Genomic DNA, 12938 nt, shown 5'->3' on the forward strand with positions numbered 1-12938 from the left:
AAAAATTATAAATAAATTCAAAGATCTTTTTCCATATGGCGGAAAGGCAGGGTGCGGCGGGACGGCGGATCGAAGTCTTTTGTTGCAATAGTTGTTGGGTATTGACATGTCGCTCTCCATATAATCGCTGTCGCCATTGAGCACAAGGGGAGATGCATGCCGCCCGGGCACCAGGACCAAAGCCAACAACAAGTCCGGGATCCCACACTGACGGCGGCATGTGTGGAGGGACGCTGCAGGCACCACGATTGACGGGGTGCCTGTGGCGGATCTTTCTGTATTGGATCTAGCGGGTACGGGCTGAGCACCATTGAGGGGTTCAGCCCGTTTTCCTTCTGGGTCTGTCAGCCATCGCGTGATGGGCCGCTTGCATAATGCTGCCATGCGCATACTCCTGGTAGAAGATGATCAGATGATTGGCGAAGTGGTGCTCGATGCACTGCGTGCCGAATCCTGGGCGGTCGATTGGGTCAAGGACGGGGCGATGGCGCAGACGGCGCTGGCGACTGCCGGCTACGACTTGGTGCTGCTGGACCTGGGCCTGCCCAGGGTGGATGGACTACAGGTGCTGCGCGAGATGCGCGCGCGCCAGGTCCGCATCCCCGTGCTGGTGGCCACCGCGCGCGATGCCATTGCAGAGCGCGTCGCGGGGCTCGATGCCGGTGCCGACGACTACATCATCAAACCCTATGACCTCGATGAGCTGCTGGCGCGCATCCGCGCGCTGCTGCGCCGCGCCAGCGGCCGGGCCGAGCCCGAGTACTGCTGGGGCCAGGTGCGCCTGGTGCCCGCCTCGCGCGAGGCCTTTGTGGCCGGCCAGCCGGTGCAGCTGTCGGCCCGTGAGTGGGCGGTGCTCGAGCCCTTGATCGCCCGGCCCGGCCGCGTGCTCTCGCGTGCGCAGTTGGAAGAAAAGCTCTACTCCTGGCGCGATGACATCAGCAGCAATGCCGTCGAGGTCTATATCCACGGCGTGCGCAAAAAGCTCGGCGCCGATCTGATCCAGAATGTGCGCGGCCTGGGCTACCTGGTGCCGGTCGAGTCGCTGCCAAGCGGGGTGGCGCCTTGAGCCATGCGCTGCGGGCCGGGCGGCCTTTTTCGCTGCGCGCGCGGCTGATCTGGGCGCTGCTGGCCGTTGTGGTGGTGGCCGCGGGCCTGCAGGCTGTCAGCATCTACCGCACGGCGCGGGCGGAGACCGAGGCGCTGTTCGATGTGCAGATGCAGCGCATTGCGCTGGCGCTGTCGGCCGGGCTCGCGTCCGAGGTCGCGTCGGACGCGCTGGCCGATCCGCAGGCCAAGGCGCAGGACATGATTGTGCAGATCTGGCGCGCCGACGGCATCATGCTCTACCGCTCCAGCAACTCGCGCCTGCTGCCGCAGGTCGCCGTGCTGGGTTTCAGCGATGCGCGGGCGCACGGCGTGGCCTTTCGCATCTATGCGCTGCAGACGCCGACCCAGGTGATCCAGGTGGCGCAAGAAGCGGCATCGCGCGGCCAGATGGCGGGCAATGTGGCCTTGCGCTCCATCGTGCCGGTGCTGCTGTTGGCCCCGCTGATCATGCTGGTGGTGTGGTGGGTGGTGGCCCATACCTTGGCGCCGTTGGCGCGCACCCGCGCGCAACTGGCGGCGCGCCAGGCTGATGACCTCTCGCCGCTGGCCGATGCCGACCTGCCGCTGGAAGTGCAGCCCCTGGTGCAGGAGATGAACCTGCTGCTGGCGCGCTTGCAGGCGGCCTTTGATGCGCTGCGGCGCTTTGTAGGCGATGCTGCCCATGAGCTGCGCACACCGCTGGCGGCCTTGCGGCTGCAGGTGCAAGGCCTCGCCCGCGCGCCCGACGATGCCGCGCGGCGCGTGGCCAGCGAGCGGGTGATGGCCGGCATCGACCGGGCCACGCGCATGGTCGAGCAGTTGCTGCACCTGGCCCGCCAGGAGGCCGGGCAGATGCAGGCGGCGCCTGCGCAGCCGGTTGCGGTCGCTGCGCTATGCGAGATGGCGGTCGATGAACTGCAACCGCTGGCTCAGCAAGCCGGCTTGACCTTGCAGCACCAGCTGGACGACACCCTGGAGCCCGTGCAGGGCCAGGCCGATGCGCTGGGCCTGCTGCTGCGCAATCTGCTGGAAAACGCGCTGCGCTACACCCCCGCTGGTGGCCAAGTGCTGTGCCGCTGGTACGCCGATGCCGAGTGCCAGCGCGTGCTCAGCGTTGAAGACAGCGGGCCCGGTATCGCCCCCGAAGAGCGCGAGCGGGTTCTGGACCGCTTCTACCGCGTGCCCGGCACCACCGCGCATGGCAGCGGGCTGGGGCTGGCCATTGTCAGCGCAGTGGCGCGCCAACATGGTGCGCAGTTGCTGCTGGATGCATCTCCCAGCTTGGGTGGCCTGCGGGTGCGGGTGATTTTCTAAGCCCACACGGCGCAACTGATTCGTTGTAAATATCAGCTTATTCAATCTGCGAACTTCTAGGGTTAGCAGGGGGAGGGGGCTGTCGGTACCTAGGGGATAAAGGAGCGCACAAGAACCTCAGGAGACCGGCTTGAACCCGTGGAACATCGCGCTCAGTGCAGCGCTGTTGGGGGTGTGGGGCGCTGCAGCGCAGGCCCAGCCCAAGGCCTATCCGCAGCAGCCCATCAAGCTGGTGGTGGGCTATTCACCGGGTGGCTCGGTCGATATCGTGGCGCGCCAGTACGGGCAAAAGCTCTCCGAGCTTCTGGGCCAGAGCGTGATTGTCGAGAACAAGGCGGGCGCGAGCGGCACCCTGGCCGCCCATGCGGTCAAAAACGCAGCGCCCAATGGCTACACCCTGTACTTTGTGGCCAGCCCCACGATCAGCATCACGCCGGCGGTGACCAGCACCAGCTTTGACCCGGTGGCCGATTTCTTGCCCATCGGCTCGGTCGTCAAGTACACGAATGTGCTGCTGGTGGGCGCGCAGTCGCCGTTCAAGTCGCTGCAGGAGCTGGTGGCCTTTGGCAAGGCCCAGCCGGGCCAGCTGAGCTATGCCTCGGCGGGCAATGGCTCGTCCAACCACCTCTCGGGCGTGCTGCTGGCCAAGTACGCGGGCATCACGATGACGCATGTGCCTTTCAAGGGCAATGCGCCGGCCATGGCCGAGCTGATGGCCAACCGCGTCTCCATCCTGTTCGATCTGAACACGACGGCTGTCACGCAGGTGCAGGGCGGCAGCGTGCGCGCGCTGGCACTGACATCGCCGCAGCGCAACCCGCAGTTGCCCCAGACGCCGACGATGGCCGAGTGCGGCTATCCCGACTTCAATTTCGAGGGCTGGATCGGCCTCTTGGCACCGGCCAAGACCGCGCCCGAGGTGGTCGAGGCGCTGGCCCAGGCCAACCAGAAAATCCTGGCCGATGCCCGCTTTGTCGCCGACATGGAGCGCTCGGGCTATGCCATCGACCCGGTCAGTACCGCTGATCTGAAAAAACGCATTGCCAGCGACTACGCCTTCTTCAAGCCATTGGCCCCGGACGTTCAGGCCAGCCAATAAAACCACTATGCCCCACACCTTCAATATCGGCGACCTGGTCGCCCAGTTCCTGCACGCCATCGGTACCGAGCTGGTCTTTGGCATCATCTCCGTGCACAACATACCGATCATGGACGGCATCGCGCGCCAGGGCGGCATCCGTGTGGTGATGACGCGCGGCGAGATGGGCGCTGCCCATATGGCCGATGGCTATGCCCGCCGCAGCGGCAAGCTGGGCGTGCTGGTCTCCAGCACCGGGCCGGGCGCGGCCAATACCGTGTCGGGCTTGCTGGAGGCCTCGTTTGCCTCCAGCCCGCTTTTGCATATCACCGGCCAGGTGCCGCGCAAGTTCTTGGGGCGCGATACCGGCGCCACCCACAATGTGCGCGACCAGCTGGGCATGCTGCAATCGGTCTGCAAGGCCAGCTACCGCATTGAGCGGGCTGAAGACGCGCTGCGCATCTTGCAGCAGGCGGCCAGCGAGGCGCTGACGGCGCCGATGGGGCCGGTCAGCATCGAGATTCCGATCGATGTGCAAAAGCAGCCCATCCCGCAGGCCGATGCGGACACCAGCCTGGCGCTGCCGACCCTGCCTGCGCGCCCCCGGGCCAGCGATGCCGATATCGCGCAGCTGGCCGAGCGCGTGCGGGCTGCGCGGCGGCCCATGCTCTGGGTGGGGCGCGGCGCCATCGATGGCGGCGCAGCGCTGCAGCAGCTGCTGGACAGGGGCTTTGGCATGGCATCGAGCTGGGCCGGGCGCGGCATCGTGCCCGAGGACCACCCTTGCAATCTGGGCGGCCTCAACGGCACCGGCGCGCCGGAGGTGATTGACTTCTACAAGACCGTGGACCTGATGCTCGTGGTGGGCTCGCGGCTGCGCGGCCAGGAGACCGTGGACCAAAGCCTGGCCTTGCCCGGCCAACGGGTGCAGATCGACCTGGACCCCGCGGCCGAAGGGCGCAGCTATGACTGCGCGCAGTTTGTCTGTGGTGATGCCCGCGATGTCTTGGAGCGCCTGGTCGCGGCGCTGGGCAATTACCAGGCCGAGCCCGGCTACCGCGCGCAATTTGCCGAGATGAAGCAGCGTGCCCGCCAGGCCTTTGCCCGCACCCTGGGCCCCTATGCCGGCTTTGCCGAGCAGCTCCGAAGCCAGCTGCCGCGCAACGCCGTCTGGGCGCGCGATATCACCGTCGCCAACTCCACCTGGGGCAACCGTTTGTTCGAGGTCTATGGCCCGCGCGATGCGATGCACCCGGTGGGCGCCGGCATTGGCCAGGGCCTGCCGCTGGGCATCGGCGCGGCCTTTGCCGCTCGTGGCGCCAAGACCGTGGTGCTGAGCGGTGATGCCGGCTTCATGATGAATGTCTGCGAGCTGTGGACCGCCAGGCAGGAAGCGCTGGACATGCTGTTCATCGTCATGAACGACGCCGGTTACGGCGTCATCAAGCACATGCAGGATGCGAACTTTGGCGGCCGGCGCGTCTATGGCGATCTGGCGCCGCCGGACTTTGCGTTGCTGGCCCAGTCGGCGGGCATCGCCTACCGCAAGCTCAGTGAGGCCCATGGCTTGGCAGAGGCCGTGGCGCAGCTGGCGACGCAACCCGGGCTGGCATTGCTGGAGGTCGATATGCTGGCCATTGGCGAGGCACCGCCGTATTTCCCCTACCAAAAGTCCTGAGGCCGAAAGTGAGGCGCGTCTAAGTTTCTTCTAAGTCTGGGCAGGCACATTAGCTCCATCGACCTCATGCAAGTGGTATTCAGGAGTACAAAATGTCTGTTCCTTCTTTTCAACTCGGTTCGCGCAAACTGGTGGCTGCCTTGCTGACGGCAGGGGTGTTGGGCGGCGTGGGTGCCTCTGCGCTGCAGCATGTGCAGTGGAGCGCCCATGCCCAAGGCGCGCCTGCGGTCATCGCCCAGTCCGCCCCGGCGGCCGCGCCCATGGTGAGCCTGCCCAATTTCAGCGCCATCACCCAGCAGGCCGGGCCTGCGGTGGTCAATATCAGTGTGCGCGGCACGCGCAAGGTCTCGGACGATGAGGACGACGGCGATGATGCCGATGCCGCACCCTCGGCCAACCGGGGCCAGCAAATCGACCCCAATGACCCGATGCTGCAGTTCTTCCGCCAGTTCGGCTTTGGCGTGCCCCAGCAAGGCATGCCGCGCGGCTTTGGCCGCCAGGTGCCGCAAGAGGTGCCGATGGCCGGCGAGGGCTCGGGCTTTATCATCAGCCCCGATGGCACCATCCTGACCAATGCCCACGTGGTCAAGGGCGCCAAGACGGTGACGGTCAAGCTCACCGATCGGCGCGAGTTCAAGGCCAAGGTGCTGGGCTCGGACCCCAAGACCGATATCGCGGTGATCAAGATCGATGCCAAGGATCTGCCAGTCGCCAAGATCGGTGACTCCAAGGCCATCCAGCAAGGCGAATGGGTGCTGGCCATTGGCTCGCCCTTTGGCTTTGAGAACTCGGTGACCGCCGGTGTCGTCAGTGCCAAGGGCCGTGCGCTGCCCGATGACAGCTCGGTGCCCTTTATCCAGACCGATGTGGCGATCAACCCCGGCAACTCCGGCGGGCCGCTGATCAATGCGCGGGGCGAGGTGGTGGGCATCAACTCGCAGATCTACAGCAAGAGTGGTGGCTACCAGGGCCTGTCCTTTGCGATCCCGATCGACCTGGCGGTCAACATCAAGGACCAGATCGTCTCGCACGGCAAGGTCGACCATGCGCGCCTGGGTGTCGTGATCCAGGAGGTCAACCAGGCCTTTGCCGATTCCTTCAAGCTGCCCAAGCCCGAAGGCGCCTTGGTGGCCAGCGTGGAAAAGGGCGGCCCTGCCGACAAGGCCGGCCTGCAGCCCGGCGATGTGATCACCGGCTACAACGGCCAGGCAATTGTCTCGTCCAACGACCTGCCTGCGGCCATTGCCACGGCGCGTCCCGGTACCCAGGCCGAGCTGCAGGTCTGGCGCGGCGGCAAGGCCACCACCTTGCAAGCCACCCTGGGCGGCAATGTCAGCAAGGGCGAGCAGGTGGCCGGCAACGAGAAGGTCGGCAAGGGCAAGCTGGGCCTGGCGCTGCGCGAGCTGACGCCCCAGGAAAAGCAGGCCAGCGGCAGCCAGCAGGGCTTGATCGTCGAGCAAGCGGCCGGGCCTGCGGCGCTCGCCGGTGTGCAGCCCGGTGACGTGGTGCTGTCCGTCAATGGCGCGGCGGTGAAAGGGATTGAGGATCTGCGCAAGCAGGTCGCCCAGTCCGACAAGTCGGTGGCGTTGCTGATCGAGCGCAATGGCCAGAAGATTTTTGTGCCGGTGCAGCTGGGTTAAGAAAGTTGAGAAAGGCTAGACCATGACCAACGTATTGCCCACGTGGGCCAAGGATGGCTGAGCCCTGAGCCGCCTGGCCGCAAGGCCCGTAAACACTCTCCTCGGGGGTTCCCATAACCCCTTTAGGCCGGATCGCAGGATTCGGCCTTTTTTTGTGGGGGCGGCAAGGGGGCGAACAGCGGGCGAACAGCGGCTCACATGCGCCAGGCGCGCCACAGCATCAGCGGCACATCGCCCTTGCCAATGGTGCGGCGCTGCCACAGGCTCTGGCCTTGCAGGGCTTCCACCTTATCGAGAATACGCAAACCCCCTTGCACCACCAGGCGCAGCTCCCAGCCGGCGCGGCCGGGCACGCGGTGCACCAGCGGCGCGCCTTCTTCCATCAGGCGGCGCGCCCAGGCGGCCTGGTCCATCACCAACTGGCGCAGCGCCGGGCTGTCCTGGCGCTGCTGCATCGCGGCGGCGCTGATGCCGGCGGCCTGGCAGTCGGCATCATTGAGGTAGTAGCGGCCGCGAGGAATATCCACGCTCAGGTCCTGCCAGAAGTTGATCAGCTGCAGCGCGCTGCAGATGGCATCGCTCTGGGTCAGGGACTGGGCATCGTTCACGCCATACAGATGCAGCAGCAAGCGGCCCACTGGGTTGGCCGAGCGGCGGCAGTAGTCGAGCAGCTCGCTGCGGTCGGCATAGCGCGCGCCTTGGGCGGTTTTGTCGATGTCCTGCATGAAGGCGCTGATCAGGTCATCGAGCAGCGCCACCGGCAGCTGCCACTGCACGATGGCCGCCTGCAGCGGCGCGAACACGGCCTGCCAGCGCGCGAGCGGCGGTTGGCCCTGGGCGATATGGGCGAGCGCATCGCGGTAGGCCTGCAGCTCGGCCAGGCGGGCGGGGGCATCGGCATCGCCCTCGTCGGCAATGTCATCGGCCGTGCGCGCAAAGTGGTAGATGGCCGCAATGGGCGGGCGCAGCGCCGGTGGGCACAGCCAGGAGGCCACCGGAAAATTCTCGTAGTGGGTGACGGGCGTGGTCACAGCGGGCGTGGCGGCGGTTGCAGAAGGGGTGGGCGTGGAATCTTTCACAGCGCCGATGCTAGCGCATACCGCGCTGACCACAGGCAAGCATTGACAGCCGACATCGAACTGTCTAAATTAGTGACCGTTTGGTCATTAAGGATCCTCTGCACAGCGCTCCTCCGGAGTGTTTTGCAGAGGGTCCTTGCTGCGTCTCTCCCCTTTTTATCTGCCGGGCCAGGGTCTTCTTGGCCGCTTAACGCCCGATTGCACACCATGTCCCTACCTCTTCGAGCGCCCAGCGCACGTGCCGCAGTGCTGCTGCTGTCTATTGCTACCGTGGCCACATTGACGGCCTGTTCACGCCAGGAATCCCCGCCCGAGCCGATCCGGGCGGTCAAGCTGCAAACAGTGGGCGCGGCGCCCTTGCAGGCGCAGACGGCGTTTGCCGGCGATATCCGCGCCCGCACCGAGGCGCAGTTGGGTTTCCGGGTGGCGGGCAAGGTGCTCAGCCGCAACGTGGAGCTGGGTCAGGCCATCAAGCCCGGGCAGTTGCTGGCGCAGCTCGATGGCACCGACTACGCGCTGGCTGCGCAAGGCGCGCAGGCCCAGGTGCAGGCGGCGACCACGCAGCGGGACCTGGAGGCGGCCAACTACCGCCGCTTCAAGGAACTGCGTGACAAGAACTTCATCAGCGCCGCGGAGATGGAGCGCCATGCGGCAGCGCTGAAATCGGCCCAGGCCCAGCTCGACCAGGCCAAGGCCAATGCGGCCAGCCAAAGCAACCAGACGGCCTATACCCGCCTGGTGTCCGATGTGGCGGGCGTCGTGACCGCCGTGAATGTGGAGCCCGGCCAGGTCGTGTCTGCCGGCACCCCGGTGCTGCGTGTGGCCAAGGATGGTGCGCGCGATGCCGTGTTTGCCGTGCCCGAAGACCGCATTGCCCAGCTCAAGCCCGGCCAGCCGGTGCAGGTCAAGGTCTGGCCCGAGGAGCAGTCGCTGGGCGCCCATATCCGCGAAGTGGCCGCCAGCGCCGATGCTGCCACGCGCACCTACCAGGTCAAGGCCTCGCTGGATGCGGCGCCCAATGATGTGCTGCCCAAGCTGGGCGCCACCGTGACCGTGCTGCCGCCCGAGCGCGCTGCCGGTGCGGACAAGGCGAGCGATGTGATCAAGCTGCCGTTGTCGGCGCTGTGGGACAAGGCCGGCAGCAGCCAGGTCTGGGTGTTTGACCCGGCCAGCTCCACCGTGCAGCCCCAGGCAGTGGCGGTGGCGCGCATGGACGGCAATGACGCCGTGATCCAAAGCGGTCTGCACGCGGGGCAGCAGGTGGTGATTGCCGGCGTGCATGTGCTCAATGCCGGGCAGAAGGTGACGGTGTTCCAGTCCAAGTATGCGGCTGCTGCGCCTGCGCAAACCCAGGCCGATGCACCAGTGGTCAATGCGCCCGCCGCTGCGGATGCTGCGGCTCCTGCCGCCAAGCAGTAAGAGGTGGCCATGCAAACACCTCCGAACACGCCGCAAGGCGCTGCAACGCCCGCTTCGGCCCCCGAGCCCGATGGCGAAAAGCACAGCAGCAGCAAGGGCTTCAACCTCTCGCGCTGGGCGCTGCAGCATGTGCCGCTGACGCGCTACCTGCTCATCATGCTGCTGGTGCTGGGCATCGGTGCGTATTTTCAGCTGGGTCAGGATGAAGACCCGCCGTTCACCTTCCGCGCGATGGTGGTCTCGGCCGCATGGCCGGGCGCCACGGCCCAGCAGATGGCCGAGCAGGTGACCGACAAGGTCGAACGCACCTTGCAGGACGTGCCCAATGCCGACAAGATCGTCAGCTACTCCAAGCCCGGCGAGATGCTGGTCATCCTGAACCTGCGCGAAGACACGCGCCCACAGGATGTGCCACAAACCTGGCTGGCGGTGCGCAAAAAGGTGGGCGATATGCGCGCCAGCTTGCCCCAGGGTGTGCTCGGCCCCTTCTACAACGATGACTTTGGCGATGTCTATGGCGTGATCTATGCGCTGCAGGGCGAGGGCTACAGCTACGCCGAGCTCAAGGAATATGCCGACAGCGTGCGCCAGAGCCTGCTGCGGGTCAAGGACGTGGCCAAGGTCGAACTCTTTGGCGTGCAGGATGAGAAGCTCTATATCGAGATCTCGCGCAGCAAGCTGGCCCAGCTGGGGCTGGACATGAACCAGGTCATCGCCCAGCTCGGCCAGCAAAACGCGGTGCAAAGCGGTGGCGAGGTGCAGGCCGGCGCCGACCGGGTGCAGGTCGAGGTGACGGGCGAGTTCCGCCAGTTGGACGACGTCAAGGCCATGCCGATCCGGGGGCCCAACGGCAACCAGCTCAAGCTGGGCGATATCGCCGACATCTACCGCAGCTACCTGGACCCGGCCAAGACCAAGGTGCATTTCCAGGGCCAGCCCACGGTGGCCCTGGGCATCTCGATGCGCAAGGGTGGCGATGTGATTGCACTGGGCAAGCACCTGCATGAGGCGGTGGACAAGATTGCGCCCACCCTGCCGGCCGGCCTGAGTCTGGAGAACGTGCAGGACCAGCCCAAGGCCGTGTCCACCTCGGTCAACGAGTTTGTGCGCGTGCTGATCGAGGCGGTGGTGATTGTGCTGGCCGTGAGCTTTGTGAGCCTGGGCATGCATATACGCAAGGGCAAGGACCCGCTGTGGCGCCGCATCACGCTGGACCCGCGCCCCGGGCTGGTGGTGGGTATCACCATTCCGCTGGTGCTCTGCGCCACCTTCCTGGCGATGTGGTACTGGGGCATTGGCCTGCACAAGGTCTCGCTGGGCTCGCTGATCATTGCGCTGGGCCTGCTGGTGGACGACGCCATCATTGCCGTCGAGATGATGGTGCGCAAGATGGAAGAGGGCTATGACAAGCTGAGCGCGGCCACCGCCGCCTATGACATCACCGCCAAGCCGATGCTGACAGGCACCTTGATCACGGCGGCGGGCTTTATGCCCATTGGCATCGCCAAGTCCACCACCGGCGAGTACACCTTTGCGATCTTTGCGGTGACGGTGATTGCGCTGGTGATCAGCTGGGTGGCCTCGGTCTACTTTGTGCCCTACCTGGGCACGGTGTTCCTGAAGAAGCCCAGGCATGCGCCGCAAGAGAGTGAGGGTGGTGAGGGCGGCGAGCATGCGATGTTCGACACCCCCTTCTACAACCGCTTCCGCCGCACTGTCTCGTGGTGCGTGGAGCACCGCTGGCTGACGATTGGTGCCACGGTGCTGGTGTTTGCGCTGGGCCTGTTTGGCATGAGCCGGGTGCAGCAGCAGTTCTTCCCCGACTCCAACCGCACCGAGATTCTGATGGATGTCTGGCTGCCCGAGGGCTCGAGCATGGCCGCCAACGAAGAGGTGACGCGGCGCATCGAGCAGCGCATGCAGGCGCAGGACGGCATCGAGTCGGTCACCTCCTGGATTGGCTCGGGCGTGCCGCGCTTTTACCTGCCGCTGGACCAGATCTTCCCGCAGTCCAATGTGTCGCAGCTGATCCTGCTGCCCCACAACCTGGCCGACCGCGACAACCTGATGAAGCGGCTGCCGACCTTGCTGGCCCAGGAGTTCCCGGAGGTGCGGGCCCGCGTCAAGCTGCTGCCCAGCGGCCCGCCGGTGCCCTACCCGGTGCAGTTCCGCGTGATGGGCCAGGACCCCAAGCTGCTGCGCACGCTCGCCAGCGAGGTGCGCGCCAAGCTGGAGGCATCGCCCGATATGCGCGGCGTCAACGACAACTGGAACGAGTCCATCAAGGTGCTGCGCCTGGAGGTGGACCAGAGCAAGGCGCGTGCGCTGGGTGTGAGCAACCAGAGCATTGCCCAGGCCACGCGCACCCAGCTGTCGGGCAATACCATCGGGCAGTTCCGCGAAGGCGACAAGCTGCTCGACATGGTGCTGCGCCAGCCGGTGGACGAGCGCCAGGCCGTCACCGACGTGGGCAATGCCTATGTGGCCTCGAGCAGCGGCCAGGCCATCTTGCTGTCGCAGATTGCCAAGCCCAGCTTTGTCTGGGAGCCGGGTATTCTCTGGCGCCAGGGCCGGGAGTATGCGATCACCGTGCAAGGCGATGTGGCCGCCGGCCTGCAAGGCCCGACGGTGACGCAAAAGCTCTGGCCCGATCTGCAAAAGCTGCAGCAGGGCTGGGCCGACAAGGGCCTCAACCAATACCGCATCGAGATTGCCGGTGCGGTGGAAGAAAGCGCCAAGGGCTCGGATTCCATCATGGCGGGCATGCCGATCATGGTGTTCATCGTCTTCACCCTGCTGATGCTGCAGCTGCACAGCTTTAGCCGCTCGGTGCTGGTCTATATCACCGGTTTCCTGGGCATTGCGGGCGTGACGGCGGCATTGCTGCTGCTCAACCGGCCCTTTGGCTTTGTCGCCTTGCTGGGCGTGATCGCACTCATGGGCATGATCCAGCGCAACTCGGTGATCCTGATCGACCAGATTGAGGCCAACCATGCGGCGGGCCTGTCGACCTGGGATGCGATTGTCGAGGCCGCCACCCACCGGCTGCGCCCGATTGCGCTGACCGCTGCGGCTGCCGTGCTGGCGATGATTCCGCTGTCGCGCAGCATTTTCTGGGGGCCGATGGCCGTAGCCATCATGGGCGGCCTGGTCGTTGCGACGGTGCTGACCTTGCTGGCGCTGCCGGCGATGTATGCGGCCTGGTTCCGCGTGAAAAAGGAGCACAGCGAGGTGCCACTGTCGGCAGCGGTTTGAACCCGGTGTGGCAGAGGCCGGCCAGAGGCGGCCGGGCCCTTGCAACATGGACGGTTTTCGGCCGGTCTTGCTGAAAATGCCCATGCCTTGCATTAGAATCTTGGATTGACCTAAAAACAGGCGGGTTGGCTCACAAGCTGGCTGCAGCCGCAACCGCGCGGGTGGCGAAATTGGTAGACGCACCAGGTTTAGGTCCTGACGCCAGCAATGGTGTGGGGGTTCGAGTCCCCCCCCGCGCACCAAAATTTGATAGCAGAAGGTATAAGCACCATCTGCTTTTGCACTGAATATGAGCCGAATTTCCCGCAGGAGATTCGGCTTTTTTGTTGGTGTTTGGCGCCAGCGGCTGCCGGCATCCGGGTTCTGACCCTGCAGCAAGACGGTATTGG

The 12938-nt window shown here is 65.6% G+C and carries 8 protein-coding genes and 1 tRNA gene; 8 read left to right on the forward strand and 1 reads right to left on the reverse strand.

The genetic code is table 11. From position 1 onward, the window contains the following. The first annotated feature begins 382 nt into the window (after positions 1 to 382). The 5 genes from F0Q04_RS08475 to F0Q04_RS08495 all read left to right on the forward strand — a co-directional run bounded on the left by F0Q04_RS08475 (position 383) and on the right by F0Q04_RS08495 (position 6796). Positions 383 to 1066, forward strand: coding sequence for a response regulator transcription factor (locus F0Q04_RS08475; protein ID WP_116924932.1), 684 nt, complete (start codon positions 383 to 385; stop codon positions 1064 to 1066). Beyond that, positions 1063 to 2400, forward strand: a complete 1338-nt coding sequence (locus F0Q04_RS08480; protein ID WP_232539553.1) for an ATP-binding protein — start codon at positions 1063 to 1065, stop codon at positions 2398 to 2400. The genes F0Q04_RS08475 and F0Q04_RS08480 overlap by 4 nt, the downstream gene beginning before the upstream one ends. 130 nt (positions 2401 to 2530) lie before the next feature. Then, the gene (locus F0Q04_RS08485; protein ID WP_182345166.1) at positions 2531 to 3499 is read left to right on the forward strand and encodes a Bug family tripartite tricarboxylate transporter substrate binding protein; all 969 of its coding nucleotides are present in this window, start codon (positions 2531 to 2533) and stop codon (positions 3497 to 3499) included. Positions 3500 to 3506: 7 nt separating this feature from the next. Beyond that, positions 3507 to 5156, forward strand: coding sequence for a thiamine pyrophosphate-binding protein (locus F0Q04_RS08490; protein WP_182345167.1), 1650 nt, complete (start codon positions 3507 to 3509; stop codon positions 5154 to 5156). Between the two features lie 92 nt (positions 5157 to 5248). Then, a complete protein-coding gene (locus F0Q04_RS08495) occupies positions 5249 to 6796 on the forward strand; it encodes a DegQ family serine endoprotease (protein WP_116924819.1) in 1548 nt (515 codons plus the stop codon). Positions 6797 to 6990: 194 nt separating this feature from the next. On the opposite strand, the gene hpnC is transcribed toward F0Q04_RS08495, so the two are convergent. After that, the gene (gene hpnC, locus F0Q04_RS08500; protein ID WP_232539554.1) at positions 6991 to 7875 is read right to left on the reverse strand and encodes a squalene synthase HpnC; all 885 of its coding nucleotides are present in this window, start codon (positions 7873 to 7875) and stop codon (positions 6991 to 6993) included. 207 nt (positions 7876 to 8082) lie between these two features. On the opposite strand from hpnC, the gene F0Q04_RS08505 reads away from it, so the two are divergent. From F0Q04_RS08505 to F0Q04_RS08515, 3 genes are all read left to right on the forward strand, one after another. After that, entirely contained in the window at positions 8083 to 9294 is a 1212-nt protein-coding gene (locus tag F0Q04_RS08505; protein WP_182345168.1) for an efflux RND transporter periplasmic adaptor subunit, read from the forward strand. A gap of 9 nt (positions 9295 to 9303) precedes the next feature. Next, positions 9304 to 12549, forward strand: coding sequence for an efflux RND transporter permease subunit (locus tag F0Q04_RS08510; protein WP_182345169.1), 3246 nt, complete (start codon positions 9304 to 9306; stop codon positions 12547 to 12549). 155 nt (positions 12550 to 12704) lie between these two features. Further along, positions 12705 to 12791: transfer RNA gene (locus tag F0Q04_RS08515), tRNA-Leu, on the forward strand. The last annotated feature ends 147 nt before the right edge of the window (positions 12792 to 12938 follow it).

It is taken from the genome of Comamonas koreensis, from assembly GCF_014076495.1.
Lineage (GTDB): Bacteria > Pseudomonadota > Gammaproteobacteria > Burkholderiales > Burkholderiaceae_C > Comamonas > Comamonas squillarum.

Coding starts and splice junctions, on each gene's coding strand:
- F0Q04_RS08475 (WP_116924932.1), top strand. CDS start 383: ATGCGCATACTCCTGGTAGAAGATGATCAGATGATTGGCGAAGTGGTG.
- F0Q04_RS08490 (WP_182345167.1), top strand. CDS start 3,507: ATGCCCCACACCTTCAATATCGGCGACCTGGTCGCCCAGTTCCTGCAC.
- F0Q04_RS08495 (WP_116924819.1), top strand. CDS start 5,249: ATGTCTGTTCCTTCTTTTCAACTCGGTTCGCGCAAACTGGTGGCTGCC.
- F0Q04_RS08505 (WP_182345168.1), top strand. CDS start 8,083: ATGTCCCTACCTCTTCGAGCGCCCAGCGCACGTGCCGCAGTGCTGCTG.
- F0Q04_RS08510 (WP_182345169.1), top strand. CDS start 9,304: ATGCAAACACCTCCGAACACGCCGCAAGGCGCTGCAACGCCCGCTTCG.